Origin of the sequence: Streptomyces sp. Ag82_O1-12, from assembly GCF_900182715.1 — a bacterium.
GTDB lineage: Bacteria > Actinomycetota > Actinomycetes > Streptomycetales > Streptomycetaceae > Streptomyces > Streptomyces massasporeus.
In genome coordinates, this window is sequence record NZ_FXUW01000001.1 from 8084325 (window position 1) to 8098002 (window position 13678).

Here is a 13678-nt window from a genome sequence, read left to right on the forward strand (position 1 = left end):
CCTCGTCGCCCGGCGTGACCTGGGGAAGGTGCGCGTTGTACCGCCCAGGCACGCCCCGGCGCGAGGCGGCCCTGGCCGCCTCGCAGGCGCTGTACGACGCGGCGGACGACGACTGCGCGACCGGCGGACCCGACCTCACCCGCCGCATCTACCCGGTCGTCTCGGTCATCACCGAGGACGGCTTCGAGCGACTGGCCGAGACGGAGACGGAGGAGCTCAGCCGCGCGATGGTCGAGCAGCGGCACACCCGGCCGGACGGACCGAACGCCGACGTCTGACACCGGACGGCTCCCCGTCGCCCGGCGGAGTTTTCGGTTCCATGGACAAGACCTGTCACGGGCTTTACTGCACATCACTTGCAGGTGCCGGAGGATGGCACGAGGCTGTTCACCGCAGCCGTCCGTCCGACAGAAAGACCTTCCCCCCGATGACGGCCGCCCCTGAGTCCACTCCGCGCCTCCCCGCCCCGGCCCCCGCCCAGCGCACGGCCTGGCACCGCGTCCGCACCTCCATGACGCGGCGGGAGTGGACCAGGGTCGGGGGGATGGCGGTCTTCATCCTGGCCCTGCACGTGATCGGCTGGTTCACCCTCGTCGCGATCGTCGCCCCGCAGCACCACGCCATCGGCACCCAGACCTTCGGCGTCGGCATCGGCGTCACCGCCTACACGCTGGGCATGCGGCACGCCTTCGACGCCGACCACATCGCCGCCATCGACAACACCACCCGCAAGCTGATGGGGGAGGGGCAGCGTCCGCTGTCGGTCGGCTTCTGGTTCTCCCTCGGCCACTCCAGCGTCGTCTTCGTCCTGGCGTTCCTGCTCACCCTCGGCGTGAAGACCCTGGCCGGGCCGGTCCGCGACGACGGCTCCTCCCTGCACGACGTCACCGGCCTGATCGGCACGACGGTCTCCGGGACGTTCCTCTACCTCATCGCGGGCGTCAACCTCGTCATCCTGGCCGGCATCTGGAAAGTGTTCCGCGCGATGCGCTCCGGCCGCTACGACGAGGCCGCCCTGGAGGAGCAGCTGAACAACCGCGGCCTCATGAACCGTCTGCTGGGCCGTGTCATGAAGTCGGTGTCCAGGCCCTGGCACATGTACCCGCTGGGCCTGCTGTTCGGGCTCGGCTTCGACACCGCCACCGAGATCGCCCTGCTGGTCCTGGCCGGCTCCGGCGCCGCCTCCGGACTGCCCTGGTACGCGATCCTGTGCCTGCCCGTCCTGTTCGCCGCGGGCATGTGTCTCCTGGACACTGTCGACGGCTCGTTCATGAACTTCGCCTACGGCTGGGCCTTCTCCAAGCCGGTCCGCAAGGTCTACTACAACCTCACCATCACCGGCCTGTCCGTCGCCGTGGCCCTCCTCATCGGCACGGCCGAACTCCTCGGCCTCCTCGCCGAGCGGCTCGGCCTGCACGGCCCGTTCTGGGACTGGATCTCCGGCCTGGACCTCAACATCCTCGGCTACGCGGTCGTCGCCCTGTTCTTCGCCACCTGGGTGGTGGCCCTGGTGGTGTGGAGGGTCGGACGCATCGAGGAGAAGTGGTCGGGGGGCCTGGCCGGGCCGGGGCACGGAGTCAGTCCATGACCGTCAGGGCGAGGGCGAAGAACAGGACGAGGGCGGCCACCGCGAGCACGACCGCACCGAACAGGCACGTCACCAGGGACATTCCGAGCCAGGCGACCCGACGCGCGCGTGCGGCCTCCCGGACCATGTCGCCGTCCTCGTACCAGCCGTCATCAGCCATGTCACCCTCCCCGCGGGGAGACTACGGCCAGGCGCTCAGGCCCCCGGCCGCAGCTCCTTGCGCCACTTGGTGATCTGCTTCTCCGCATCACCCGTGTACGACCACGGCGTGCGGGTCGCGCGGGATCCCAGCATGCCCAGCAGGATGCCCGCGATGTCCCTGGCACCCGCTGTGCAGGCCGCGTGGGCCAGGTAGTTGAAGTCGCGGAGTTCGGCGGGCGGGATCCCGGTCTCCGTCCGGCCCATGACCCAGCGCTGCCAGGTCCGCCGCAGATCACTCGCCGCACCGTCGTGGTTCCAGTGCTGCGACAGGCCCACGGCGGAGTGCCTGCCCTGAGCCGCGTCCAGGGCGAAGCGGTACTCCTCGACCCGGGCGTACTGCACCAGCACCGGCAGCGGACAGCCGGGTGGTGCCACCCCGGCCGCGTCCCGGGCGAAGTCGTACATCAGGCCGTGCGTGCCGTGCCAGCGCGCCGAGTAGTAGTGCAGCACTTGCAGGTGCCCCTCGATGCTGTACGGGTCGCGCCCGTGCAACTCGTCCCACCAGCGCCCCAGTTCCTGCCGTCGGACCCCCGAGGGGTACAGCCGCGCCACGGAGATCAGCGACACCCAGGGCGTCGGATCCTCCGGGTGCGCCTGCGCCGCCGTCAGGCAGGCCAGCACCGCGGCGTCCACGCGATGTTGGTCGATCGGCACGCCACGGCCCGCCGCGATGGCCACGTTGAAGGTCCGGGCCGTCTCCGTCGCCGCCCGCAGCACCAGCGCGTCGGCGCTGTGGGCGTCCGCGGAGAGCCAGGACTCCACCGTCGAACTGCCCGCGCACACCTGCGCGAGCTGCCGTATCCGGTGTCCTCGGGACGCCCAGTCGCGGCCGGTGGCGCCCAGCAGGTCCCGCAGCCCCTGCCAGCGGCCGATCACGACGTCCTGGCGGGCGGAGGTCAGGTCGGTGTCCCCGCAGTCGGGGTCGAAGTCGGGGGTGAAACCACGTCTGAGACTGCCTCGCGCCATCGGGGTCCTCCTCAGAAGTCGGTGGAGAGACCCTCGTGGACGCGGGCGTGCGCGTCCTGTTCGTCGGGTACGTAGTCCGTCTCGACCGCGCGGGAGGCGTCCAGTTTCGCGGGCCGGTAGTAGTCGCTGCCCTGCCTCCAGTACCAGAGCATCGGGATCAGCCCGACCGCCAGCCCGCCGATGCCGATCGAGATCGCGGCGCTGCTCAGCTCGCCCTGCGACTCCACGAACACCCAGAACATGAACAGGGCGCCGCACAGCGGCCACAGGCCGCCGAAGAGGAAGTTGGCGGGGGACTTCAGCAGCGTCTTCCGGTACGCGACGACCACCGCGAGCCCCGCGAGTCCGTAGTAGACCGCGATCTGCAGGCCGATCGCCGAGATGGCGTCGGAGAGGATGTCGCCCACCGAGCCCAGGGCGTTGGAGGCGATGAACATCACCAGCGCCACCGACCCGACCACCACGATCGCCACCCAGGGCGTGTTCCACCGGCGGTGCACCCGGCCCAGCGCCGACGGCATCGTACGGTCCCGGCCCATCGCGAACAGCGAGCGCGTGACCTGGATCAGCGTCGTCTCCAGGGTGGCGATGGTGGACAGCATCACGGCCACGATCAGCAGCTTGCCGCCCCAGCCCGGCCAGACCTCCTCGCCGAGCACCGCCAGCACGTTCGCGTCGTTCTCCTCGATCTGCTTCGAGGACAGGATCACGTTCACCGCGATGGTGAACACCTCGAACAGCAGGAAGACGATGCCCACCCCGATCAGGCCCGCGAGTCCCGTCGTACGGCGGCTGTTGCGGGTCTCCTCGCTGAGGTTGCTGGTGACGTCCCAGCCCCAGTAGTAGAACGCGGCGATGAGCGCGCCCGAGGCGAAACCGGCCATGCCGTCGAAGTGGGAGAAGCCGAGCCAGGACCAGTCGAAGGCGCGGGCGTTGTCCGTGTGGAAGAAGGCGAGCACCGCGAAGAGCGCCAGGATGACCAGTTCGACGCCGGACATGATCAGCTGGGCCCGCACCGTGAGCCGGGCGCCGCCCAGCACCACGCACAGCATGATGACGAACCAGGCCGCGCCGACCACGGTGGACAGCGCGGTGTTGTCCGCGAGGGTGTCGTCGAAGAGCGCGAGCGTCATCGACCCCGCGGGCAGCGAACCGGCCACCATGAAGATCGTCGCCGAGATCACCAGCGCCCAGCCGCTGATGAAGCCCAGGAACGGGTGGAGCGTGCGCCCCACCCACGAGTAGCTGGCGCCCGCGTTGACGTCGATCCGGCCGAGGTAGCTGAACGCCAGCGCGATGCCCAGCATGGGTATCGCGCAATACAGCAGGGCGGCCGGACTGGCCGGCCCCACCGCGCCCACCAGGACGGCGGTGGTCGCGGCCAGCGAATACGCCGGTGCGCTGCCGGCGACCGCCATCACCACGGTGTCGAACGTGCTGAGGACGTTGGCCTGCAGCCCTCTGCCCCTGCTGTAGCTCATGGATGCGCCGCTTTCACTTGTGCACGACCGGGGGCGGGCAGGCCGTCCCGGCGTTGGGGGGTGGGGTGGAACTCGCCGCCGGACGGAGGGAGGTGGTCTCGGGCCCGATGACGATGGAAAAGGGGGTGGTGGATACCGTGCTGCCGCCGCGTCGGCAGCCGGTCACACCGTGTGTGCGAGTGATGATAGTCCCACTCCTTGAGCTTTCAAGATTGACCGGTGGGTAACGTGCGGCTCGGCCCAGAGTTTCAACTCCCTCCGGCCCGCGAGACGTTCGGTGATTCGACCCGGCCGGGGAACATCCGCCGAGGTTAGAGACCGCGTAACGGGAAACGCGGAACGCACAGCACGACGAACGAGTCGACGCAGTGCGACAGGGAGGCAGGAGTGATGGGCACGGAACCGATGCGCCCCGAACCGATGGCGGACGACGCGTACCAGCCCACCGGGACCAACGAGGAGCAGGCGGACGCCGCGCCGCTGGACCTGCAGGACGCCGTCGACGAGCGGACGTACGACGACACCCTGGACGAGGGCTACTCCCCGCCGGAGAAGCCCCTCGGCGTCACCAAGCGCGGCACCACCGCCGCGGAGCAGCACGAGGGCGAGACCCTCGACGAACGGCTGGCGCAGGAGGTCCCCGACGTGTCCGCGGAGCCGGGCGGGGACGGCGTGGGGGACACCCCGGACAGCGACGGCGAACCGGTGGACCCCGAGGCGGGCACCGCCCGCGCCGGCCGCCTGGTCGCCCCGGACGAGGGCGCGCACGCGGACACCACGAAGGAGAACGTCGCGTCCGACGTCGGCATCGACGGCGGAGCGGCCGGCGCGGAGGAGGCCGCCGTACACGTGGTGGAGGACGAGACAGCCCTGCCCGAGGACGACGGCGGGGTGTGACCCGCCCGCCGGGCACACGGAGGGCCACCGGCCCCGGACGCGACGGCGCCGGGCCGGTGGCCCTCCGTGTGCCGAGGGGTGCGGCTAGGGCCTGTCGTTTGGATCAGGTCGCAGGAAATCGGCGGTGCTTCTCGATGCCGGTGAGCGGGGCTTGGTGCGTGTAGCTGCAAGGCGGAGGAGGGAGTCGACGCGGAGCGTCGGCGACTGACGACAACGCGGCAGATGCGCGTGCCAAGCCCCGCGTCTGCGACCTGATCCAAACGACAGGCCCTAGGGCAGCAGCTTCTCCAGGGCGCTGGGTCCCTCCGCTGCCAGCTTGCGCTTGGCCCACTCGATGTTGTGCGGGGTGAGGTCCTTGCCCGAGGCGAGGACGAGGTCCTCCGGCGACACGTCGGTGCCGGTGCGGGCGTGGAGCAGGCGGTCCGGGGTGGCGTGGTCCTCGGGCGGCCGGGATGCGGCGGGCTCTGACGTCGACATGTTCTCTGCTCCTAGGGTCCGGATCGCTGGTGCGGCCCCGGTGCTGAAAAACGGGTCCGATATCACCATTCCCCGCGGGAGCGCGGCGTGCATCCGGAGAGCGTGACGGCGGCCCGGCCGGACCCCGCGCACCCCGTTCGGACGCTCACCGATGTCGCGTCGGCTCACCCCGGGTGACGGTGGGGACACGTGTCCCTGCGACTGACAGGAGCTTTACCCATGCGCACACGTGTGACTGCCGCGGCCGGCCTGGCCTGTGCCGCCCTGCTGGCCTTCGCCGGTACGGCGAGCGCGAACGACGGCCCCGTCGGTGTCGCCACCGACAGCCCCGGCTTCCTCTCCGGCAACGTCATCCAGATCCCGATCGACATCAACGCCAACGTCTGCGGCAACTCGATCAACGTGATCGGACTGCTCAACCCCGCGTTCGGCAACGAGTGCGAGATCAAGGACTGACGTATCGGTCGCACGACCCCGCCGGCGGCGGCTCGCGAACATCGCGGGCCGCCGCCGGCCGCCGTTGTCAGGGCTCGTCCTGCGGACGCGGCGCCAGCACCAGCATCGTGACGTCGTCCTGCACGTCCGGGCAGTGCCGGACGAGGTCGCTCCAAACCCGCTCGGCCAGCGCGACCGGGTCCTCGGCGGCGAGGCCCGGCAGCCGATCGGCCAGCGGGTAGAAGACCCCGTCCGCGTCCCTGGCCTCGGTCACCCCGTCGGAGGCGAGGAAGAGCCGGTCACCGGCCCTCAGCGGCACCGAGACGACCTGGGGCGGTGTGGCCCCGGCGAGGCCGAGACCCAGCGGCGTGCACGGTTCGACGTCCAGCTCGACGGCCCTGCCGTCACGCAGCAGCAGCGGTCCGGCCTGCCCGCACGCCACGATCCGTACGACCCGGGCGTCGGCGGAGAAGTCGAGGAGCACCGCCGTCGCGAAGAGTTCGGCGTGCGGGTCGCCCGCCGAGTCCACCGCCAGCCTCCGGTCGAGCCGGGCCGCCACCGCCTGAGGGTCGGGCTCGTCCAGCACCGCCTCCCGGAACGCCCCCAGCAGCGACGCGACCGTGGCCACGGCCGACAGCCCGTGCCCCTGTACATCGCCCATCACCGCCCGCACGCCGTAGGGGCCCGCCCGTACGTCGAAGAAGTCGCCGCCGACCAGCGTCCCGCGCTGCGCGGCCCGGTACAGCCCCGCGCACCGCACCGGCCCGACCCGCTCCGGCAGCAGCGGTACGACCGCCCGCTGCGCGACCTCGGCGACGGTGCGCTCGGTGACCAGCTGCGCGTCCCGCCGGGAGCGTACGTACGACAGCAGCACGCTCAGCACCGAGACGAAGCACACGGTCAGCAGGTCGGTGCTGCCCGGATCGTTGAGGCTGAAGACCGGCACGGTCAGCACGACCACCACCAGCGCGCCGAGTACCGCCGTCGCCACCGGGCCGTGTGCCAGCACGGCCAGTGGCGGGATGGCGCCCAGCAGGAAACCGATGTCGAGCGGCTCGGGGCTGACCAGCTCCGCCAGGCAGACGCCCGCCAGCAGCGCCGACGGCAGCACCCGGGCCCAGAGGGGCGGCGGTGCGCCGCGCAGCCAGCCCCGCCGGTACGGGTCCCGGCGCGCCGGCCGGCCGCGCACACTGCTCACACCACCACGCTGCTACGCCCGACCGCCCGCCGCACTCCGGGCCCGCCCCACCGCGGGGTCCTCGGACGCGTCCGGAAGGGCGTCGGCGTCAGCCGGATGCCCGTGGGAGCCGTGCCCGAAAACCGATGGACGGCCCGTCGGAAGATCCCGTAGCGTGTCGCGCGCCACGCCCTGAGACCAGCGGAAGGAGGGCAGAGCCGTGCCGTTCACACCGATCCCGCGCTCCCTCCCCGTTGTCCCGGCGTGCCTCGACTGACCCACCGGGAGCGCTCCGAGCAGCATGCGTCCCGGAGGACATCCCATGACCGATGTGGTCATTCGCGCGCTCGACCCGAGCGACGCCGAACTCTTCGACACCCTGCCCGACCCGCTGGGCGCCCGTGAGGGCCACCGAACGACCCGGCACCGCCCCGAGTGGAAGCGGGTGGCCCTGCGCGACGGCCGTGTCGTCGCCCGCGGTGCCTGGTGGGGCGGCCCCGACGACACCGAGCCCCTCAACCTCAACTGGTTCGACGTGGCCGAGGGCGAGGAGGAAGCGGGCGCCGCACTCCTGCGCTCCGCCCCCTGGCAAGTCGAACTGGAGCTGAACCTGCCCGCAGGCTGGCGCGACGACCCGGCCCTGCGCGGCGCCGCGGAAACCTGCGTCACGGCCGCCCGCAAGGCCGGTTACGACCTCCTGGTCGAACGTTTCCTGTACCGCTGGACCCCCGAGCACGGCCTGCCCGAGCGGCCCGGGCGCCTCGAGTTCCGCGCCGAACCGGACGACGCCGTGTTCTTCGACGCGCTGCGCCGCATCCACTCCGTCACCCTGGACGCCCACGCGCTCAAGGCCATCGAGCAGGGCGGCACCGACCAGGCGGCCCAGGAGGAACTCGACTTCTTCCACTGGTGCCCGTCGCCGCGCGAGTGGTGGCAGGTCGCGTACACGACGCAGGGCGACCTGGCCGGTATCCACATCCCGGCCCACAACCCGTCGGGCCCCTGCGTCGGCTTCATCGGCGTCCTGCCCGAACACCGCGGCCACGGCTACGCCTACGACCTCCTGGCCGAGTGCACCCACTTCCTCGTCGAGCAGGGGGCGCAGTTCGTCGCCGCGGCCACGGACCGGGGCAACGTCCCCATGGCGGCGAACTTCGCCAAGGCCGGCTACCCGGTGGTGAAGGAGCGGCTCAACTTCGACCCGGCGTCGGCGTAGGAACCGGTCCGCCCGCGAACTCGCCCCGGCCGGACGGGACTACGCGGGCCGGGGCCGTCACGTCGCCCTCAGTCGTTCAACAGCTCCTGGGCCGCCGTGAGGATCTCCGTCACCCGGAGGCCGAACGCCGCGTCGCAGGCGTGCGGGCGGCCGGTGCGGGCGGCGGCGAGCAGCGCGTCCGCCGCCCGCTTCAGCGCGGGCACCGCGCCGTCGGAGCTGTCCGGCAGCGTCGCGACCCCGGCCTCTCCCCGCAGTTCCACGGCGGCACCGGCCGCGGCGGGCGGTGCCGTCAGGCTCAGGGTGAGCGTGCTCGACGCGCCACCGGTGTGGTCGAGGACGACATGCGCCGTGTCGCCGGGGCCGTACGCCGCCGCCGTCACGCGCCGGACGTCGCCGAGGACCGGCAGCAGCACGGACAGGGCGTGCGGGCCGACGTCCCACAGGGCGCCCTTCTCCCGCCGCCACGGCGTCGCGAAAGGACTCTCGCTGGTGAACACCGCCCCGAGCCATTCGGCCCGCCCCGTGAACCAGCCCGGCACCACCGCCTGTTCGGCGATCCACGCCGCCGGTTCGGGCTGGAAGCGGGTCGTGAAGAACACGACCGAGGCGACCCCGGCCTCCGCGGCGGCCTCGACCACGGCCCGCCCCTGCGCAGGCGTCGGCGCGAGGGGTTTGTCGAGCAGCAGATGGCACCCGGCGCGGGCCGCCCGGGCGGCGAGTGAGGCCTGCACCTCGGGCGGCAGCGCCACCGCGACGGCGTCCACGTCGGCGAACAGCTCGTCGGCGTCGTCGTAGGCGCGGACGCCGTGCCGCTCTGCCAGCTCCTTGGCGGCCTCGGGGCGACGGCCCCACACCCCCGCGAAGTCCAGCTCCTCATGCCCGCTCAACGCGGGTGCGTGGGCCAGCTGCGCCCAGGGTCCGGTGCCGAGCAGTCCTATGCGCATGCCGCCGCCTCTCCACGCTGTCGGGACGACGAGCGTGCCACACGGAAACGGCGGGCCGGCAACAAGGGGCGGGCAACAGAAAAGGCAAGGAGTGTTCTCCTCGCCTGTCTCAAGTTATAGCCCATGGGGGGCCTTGCGGCAAGGCCCCCCGGCTCCCGCACAATGTCCGGCCTAAGCCCAGGACCTGCGGAAACGGGAGCATGACGTGACCCCTGCGACCACGAGCGCGTTCGACCTTCCCGACCGCCTCGCACACAAGGCCGCCCCGGCGTCGATCGCCGGGGACGAACGGCACTTCGCCGCCGTCGCCGACTGCCTGGAGCAGTCGATCGCCGAACTGTCCGGCCGTCTGGAGGCCGAGCGCAGGGCACCCGGCGGCAAAGGCCGGCAGGCCATGGACCGGGACGCCGAGATCCACCGACTGACCACCCGCCTGCGCGCGCTGCGCCGCTTCGGACTGGACCTGTGCCTCGGGCACATGGTCGCCGCGGACGGCTCCGAGCCCGTCTACGTGGGACGGCTCGGCCTCACGGACAGCGAGGGGCGCAGGCTGCTGGTCGACTGGCGCTCCCCGGCCGCGGAGCCGTTCTTCGGCGCCACCCACGCCAATCCGATGGGCCTGGCGAGCAGGCGCAGGTATCGCTGGACCGGTGGCCGGGTCGTGGACTACTGGGACGAGGTGTTCACCGCCGACGGGTTCGACGGGCACGCCGCGCTCGACGACCAGTCCGCCTTCATCGCGAGCCTCGGCACCAACCGCTCGCCCCGCATGCGGGACGTGCTCGGCACCATCCAGGCCGACCAGGACGCCATCATCCGCGCCGGGTCCCGCGGCGCCCTCGTGGTCGACGGCGGCCCGGGAACCGGCAAGACGGTCGTCGCCCTGCACCGCTCCGCCTACCTCCTCTACTCCGACCCGCGCCTCGGGCAGCACCGCCGTGGCGGGGTGCTCTTCGTCGGCCCGCACCGGCCGTACCTGTCCTACGTCTCCGACGTCCTGCCGAGCCTCGGCGAGGAGGGCGTGCAGACCTGCATCCTGCGTGACCTCGTCGACGAGGGCGCCACCGCCGAGGCCGAGGCCGACCCGGAGGTGTCCCGCCTGAAGTCCTCCGCGGACATGGTGCGGGCCATCGAGAAGGCGGTCGGGTTCTACGAGGAACCGCCCACCGAGACGATGACCGTCACGACCCACTGGTCCGACATCCGCCTCGGCGCCCGCGACTGGGCCGCGGCGTTCCAGGCGGCGGAACCCGGCACACCGCACAACGAGGCACGCGACCAGGTCTGGGAGGAGCTCCTGACGATCTGCGTCGACAAGCACGAGGGCGACGCCCCGGAAGACCTGCTCCGCAAGGCCTTGGCGCGGGACCGGGAGCTGCTCACGGTCTTCAACCGCGCCTGGCCGCTGCTCGAGGCGACCGACCTCGTCGGGGACCTCTGGTCCGTGCCCGCCTATCTGCGGATGTGCGCGCCCTGGCTCGACCGCGACGAGGTGCGCACCCTGCAACGCGACCGGCCGCAGGCCTGGACGGTCTCCGACCTGCCGCTGCTGGACGCGGCACGCCAGCGGCTCGGCGACCCGGAGGCCGCACGGCGCAGGCGCCGGCAGGAGGCCGCCGTGGCCGCACAGCAGGACCGCATGGCCGACGTCATCGACGACCTGCTGGAGGCCCACACGTACGACGACGGCGAAGGCGTGCTGGTCATGCTGCACGGGCAGGACATGCGCAACTCCCTCGTCGACGACAGCGCCGTGCCCACCGCCGACCCGGACCGGCTCGCCGGGCCGTTCGTGCACATCGTCGTGGACGAGGCGCAGGAACTGACCGACGCGGAATGGCAGATGCTGCTGCTGCGCTGCCCTTCCCGGAGCTTCACCATCGTCGGGGACCGTGCCCAGGCGCGGCACGGGTTCACGGAGTCGTGGCCCGAACGGCTGGAGCGGATCGGTCTGGACCGGGTCGAGATGGCCGCCCTGAGCATCAACTACCGTACGCCCGCCGAGATCATGGCGGAGGCCGAGCCGGTCATCCGGGCCGCGCTGCCGGACGCCAACGTGCCGACGTCCGTCCGCAGCAGCGGCGTCCCGGTCCGCCACGGGTCCGCCGCGGAGCTGACGTCGGTCCTGGACACCTGGCTGGCCGGACACTCCGAGGGGATCGCCTGTGTGATCGGCGCCCCCGGTTTTCGCCCGGCCTCGCCCCGCGTCCGGTCGCTCACCCCCGAGCTGTCGAAGGGGCTGGAGTTCGACCTGGTCGTGCTCGTCGACCCGGAGAACTTCGGCGAGGGTGCCGACGGCGTCGAAGGCGCCGTCGACCACTACGTGGCGATGACCCGGGCCACGCAGGAGCTCGTGATCCTCACGAGCTCCTGACGCTCCGGCCCGGGCGGCGTTCCTAGGAGGCCAGTTCCTTGCGGATGCGGTCCAGCATGAACGCCGACGATTCCCGGGCCCGCTCCTCCCATGCGAAGACACAGGCCGTGGCGACCCCGTCGAAGCCCAGCTCGCGCAGGGTGCCGAAGAAGACGTCCCAGTCGACCTCGCCCTGGCCGATGTCGAGGTGCTGGTGGATCCGGGCCGGGGTGCCCGGCGGGTTGAGGATGTAGCGCAGGCCGCTGGAACCCTTGTGGTTGAAGGAGTCCGCGATGTGCACGTGCTGGAGCTTGTCGCCGGCGTAGCGCATCATCCGCGCGATGTCCGCGCCGGCCTCCGAGGCACCCGAGAGGTGGAACGTGTGCGGCGCGCAGTACAGGTAGTTCACCCAGGGCTTGTTGATCGCGCGGACGAGATCGACGGCCGGGGTGTTCTCCTCGCAGAAGTCGTCCGGGTGGGCCTCCAGGTTCAGAGCGATGCCTTCGCGCTCGAACACCGGCAGCAGTTCCTCCAGCGAGCGCCAGAAGGCCGCCTCGCTCTCGGCGGCGCGCTCGGGGCGCCCGTTGAACTCCGAGTTCATCAGCGGGCATTCGAGGTCGGCGGTGATCTCGATCATCCGCTTCCAGTTGCGCACGGCGGCCTGCCGCTCGGTCTCGTCCGGGGAGGACCACTTGTACAGCGGGAGCACGGAGGACAGCTGAACACCGTGCGTGCGCAGCGCGTTCTTCAGCTCCGCCACCCGCGCGTCGTCCGCACGCGGGTGCAGGAAGAACGGCATGAATTCCGCACGCGGCGACAACTCGATGTACTCGTAGCCGAGGTCGGCGACCGTGCGCACCATCTCGTCGATGGGCAGGGCGCGGAACATGTACGGGTCGAGGGCGATCTTCACGCGGTGCCTCCGTAGAACGCGGGCCGGGGTTTCATGTCGGTGGTGACGGTCTCGCCGCCGGCCTCCAGGGACCGGACAGCGGCGTCGGTGATGACGGTGGCGGCGTAGCCGTCCCAGGAGGACGGGCCGATGGGCTCCGTGCCGTTCGCGACGGAGGCGACCCACGCGCGGAACTCGGTGTCGAAGGCCTCCGCGAACCGGTCCTTCCAGTCCTGCAGCACGCTCCTGCCGTGCCGGGCCGCGGTGCGGACCCCGACGGCCGCCGGGTCCGGCAGCCGGACCAGTCCGTCCTCGCCGACGACCTCGCACTGGATGTCGTAGCCGTACTGGCAGTTGACGAAGACCTCCAGGTCGATCCGGACGCCCGAGGCCGTCTCGAAGATCATGATCTGAGGGTCCTTGAGGTGCGCGAACCGCCTGCTCGTGGCGCGCGGGGTGACCACCTGGGCGGAGACGATCTCGTCGTCGAGCAGCCAGCGCAGCACGTCGATCTCGTGTACGGCCGTGTCCTGGGCGGCCATCGCGGAGTGGTACGACTCCGGCACGGTGGGGTTGCGGTGCGCGCAGTGCACGATCAGCGGAGCCCCGAGCGAACCGGTCGACAGGACCTCCTTCATCTGCCGGTAGCCGGCGTCGAAGCGGCGCATGAAGCCGACCTGCACCAGCCGGCGGCCGTGCGCCCGTTCGGCCTCGACGATCCGCAGACAGTCCTCGGCGGTCGTGGCCAGCGGCTTCTCGCAGAACACCGGCTTGCCGGCGGCGATCGCGGCGAGGACGTGCTCGGCGTGGGTGGGCCCCCAGGAGGTGACGAGGACGGCGTCCACGTCGGGGGAGGCGACCAGGTCCGCGCCGGTGGGCAGCGCGGCGGCACCGACCCGGGCCGCCACCTCTGCGGCACGCTCGGCGTCCACGTCGGCCACGGCGGTGACAGCGGCACCGGTGACGACCTCGGTGAGCCGCCGGATGTGGTCCTGGCCGATCATTCCGGCGCCGATGACGCCTACTCGTACGGTCATGGTGAAACTCCTCG

The 13678-nt window shown here is 71.8% G+C and carries 13 protein-coding genes and 1 pseudogene; 6 read left to right on the top strand and 8 right to left on the bottom strand.

Annotation, left to right across the window (positions count from 1 at the left end):
- Positions 1-35: 35 nt before the first annotated feature.
- Together QOL88_RS36820 and nicT are read left to right on the top strand one after the other, a co-directional pair.
- Positions 36-278, top strand: a pseudogene (locus tag QOL88_RS36820) (proteasome subunit beta); the annotation flags it as partial.
- 149 nt (positions 279-427) lie between these two features.
- Complete coding sequence (gene nicT / locus QOL88_RS36825) at positions 428-1588, top strand: Nickel transporter NicT (protein WP_097222532.1); 1161 nt, start codon at positions 428-430, stop codon at positions 1586-1588.
- Here the strand turns inward: nicT and QOL88_RS36830 are convergent.
- From QOL88_RS36830 to QOL88_RS36840, 3 genes are read right to left on the bottom strand one after another with little or no spacing between them, the layout of a single operon-like run.
- Positions 1578-1748: a hypothetical protein gene (locus QOL88_RS36830; RefSeq protein ID WP_179879061.1), complete on the bottom strand. Its 171-nt coding sequence runs from the start codon at positions 1746-1748 to the stop codon at positions 1578-1580. The two genes, nicT and QOL88_RS36830, sit on opposite strands and share 11 nt — an antisense overlap.
- Positions 1749-1783: 35 nt before the next feature.
- Positions 1784-2755 (bottom strand): hypothetical protein, encoded by a 972-nt coding sequence (locus QOL88_RS36835; RefSeq protein WP_097222533.1) that lies wholly within the window; start codon positions 2753-2755, stop codon positions 1784-1786.
- An 11-nt stretch (positions 2756-2766) separates the two neighbouring features.
- Positions 2767-4236, bottom strand: coding sequence for an APC family permease (locus tag QOL88_RS36840; protein WP_097222534.1), 1470 nt, complete (start codon positions 4234-4236; stop codon positions 2767-2769).
- A 405-nt stretch (positions 4237-4641) separates the two neighbouring features.
- On the opposite strand from QOL88_RS36840, the gene QOL88_RS36845 reads away from it, so the two are divergent.
- A complete protein-coding gene (locus tag QOL88_RS36845) occupies positions 4642-5133 on the top strand; it encodes a DUF5709 domain-containing protein (RefSeq protein ID WP_097223359.1) in 492 nt (163 codons plus the stop codon).
- 270 nt (positions 5134-5403) lie between these two features.
- Here QOL88_RS36845 and QOL88_RS36850 read toward each other — a convergent pair whose 3' ends face one another.
- Complete coding sequence (locus QOL88_RS36850) at positions 5404-5610, bottom strand: hypothetical protein (RefSeq protein WP_097222535.1); 207 nt, start codon at positions 5608-5610, stop codon at positions 5404-5406.
- 219 nt (positions 5611-5829) lie between these two features.
- On the opposite strand from QOL88_RS36850, the gene QOL88_RS36855 reads away from it, so the two are divergent.
- A complete protein-coding gene (locus QOL88_RS36855) occupies positions 5830-6066 on the top strand; it encodes a chaplin (RefSeq protein ID WP_078885345.1) in 237 nt (78 codons plus the stop codon).
- Between the two features lie 67 nt (positions 6067-6133).
- On the opposite strand, the gene QOL88_RS36860 is transcribed toward QOL88_RS36855, so the two are convergent.
- Positions 6134-7243 carry a PP2C family protein-serine/threonine phosphatase gene (locus QOL88_RS36860; RefSeq protein ID WP_179879062.1) on the bottom strand — a complete coding sequence of 370 codons (1110 nt, stop codon included), beginning with the start codon at positions 7241-7243 and terminating at the stop codon, positions 6134-6136.
- Between the two features lie 301 nt (positions 7244-7544).
- On the opposite strand from QOL88_RS36860, the gene QOL88_RS36865 reads away from it, so the two are divergent.
- Positions 7545-8438, top strand: coding sequence for a GNAT family N-acetyltransferase (locus QOL88_RS36865; protein WP_097222536.1), 894 nt, complete (start codon positions 7545-7547; stop codon positions 8436-8438).
- A gap of 68 nt (positions 8439-8506) precedes the next feature.
- Here QOL88_RS36865 and QOL88_RS36870 read toward each other — a convergent pair whose 3' ends face one another.
- Positions 8507-9382 (bottom strand): Gfo/Idh/MocA family protein, encoded by an 876-nt coding sequence (locus QOL88_RS36870; protein ID WP_097222537.1) that lies wholly within the window; start codon positions 9380-9382, stop codon positions 8507-8509.
- A gap of 205 nt (positions 9383-9587) precedes the next feature.
- On the opposite strand from QOL88_RS36870, the gene helR reads away from it, so the two are divergent.
- Positions 9588-11756, top strand: a complete 2169-nt coding sequence (gene helR, locus QOL88_RS36875; RefSeq protein ID WP_097222538.1) for an RNA polymerase recycling motor ATPase HelR — start codon at positions 9588-9590, stop codon at positions 11754-11756.
- Between the two features lie 22 nt (positions 11757-11778).
- Here the strand turns inward: helR and QOL88_RS36880 are convergent, their stop codons facing one another.
- Both QOL88_RS36880 and QOL88_RS36885 read right to left on the bottom strand, forming a co-directional pair.
- Complete coding sequence (locus QOL88_RS36880; protein WP_097222539.1) at positions 11779-12648, bottom strand: sugar phosphate isomerase/epimerase family protein; 870 nt, start codon at positions 12646-12648, stop codon at positions 11779-11781.
- On the bottom strand, positions 12645-13664 hold the full coding sequence (locus QOL88_RS36885) for a Gfo/Idh/MocA family protein (RefSeq protein ID WP_097222540.1): 1020 nt from the start codon (positions 13662-13664) through the stop codon (positions 12645-12647). Before QOL88_RS36885 ends, QOL88_RS36880 begins: the two co-directional genes overlap by 4 nt.
- Positions 13665-13678 lie beyond the last annotated feature (14 nt).

What these genes read in the sequence shown, in the direction of transcription:
- nicT (WP_097222532.1), top strand. Translation starts at nt 428, where the DNA reads ATGACGGCCGCCCCTGAGTCCACTCCGCGCCTCCCCGCCCCGGCCCCC.
- QOL88_RS36830 (WP_179879061.1), bottom strand. Translation starts at nt 1,748, where the DNA reads ATGGCTGATGACGGCTGGTACGAGGACGGCGACATGGTCCGGGAGGCC.
- QOL88_RS36835 (WP_097222533.1), bottom strand. Translation starts at nt 2,755, where the DNA reads ATGGCGCGAGGCAGTCTCAGACGTGGTTTCACCCCCGACTTCGACCCC.
- QOL88_RS36840 (WP_097222534.1), bottom strand. Translation starts at nt 4,236, where the DNA reads ATGAGCTACAGCAGGGGCAGAGGGCTGCAGGCCAACGTCCTCAGCACG.
- QOL88_RS36845 (WP_097223359.1), top strand. Translation starts at nt 4,642, where the DNA reads ATGCGCCCCGAACCGATGGCGGACGACGCGTACCAGCCCACCGGGACC.
- QOL88_RS36850 (WP_097222535.1), bottom strand. Translation starts at nt 5,610, where the DNA reads ATGTCGACGTCAGAGCCCGCCGCATCCCGGCCGCCCGAGGACCACGCC.
- QOL88_RS36855 (WP_078885345.1), top strand. Translation starts at nt 5,830, where the DNA reads ATGCGCACACGTGTGACTGCCGCGGCCGGCCTGGCCTGTGCCGCCCTG.
- QOL88_RS36865 (WP_097222536.1), top strand. Translation starts at nt 7,545, where the DNA reads ATGACCGATGTGGTCATTCGCGCGCTCGACCCGAGCGACGCCGAACTC.
- QOL88_RS36870 (WP_097222537.1), bottom strand. Translation starts at nt 9,382, where the DNA reads ATGCGCATAGGACTGCTCGGCACCGGACCCTGGGCGCAGCTGGCCCAC.
- QOL88_RS36885 (WP_097222540.1), bottom strand. Translation starts at nt 13,664, where the DNA reads ATGACCGTACGAGTAGGCGTCATCGGCGCCGGAATGATCGGCCAGGAC.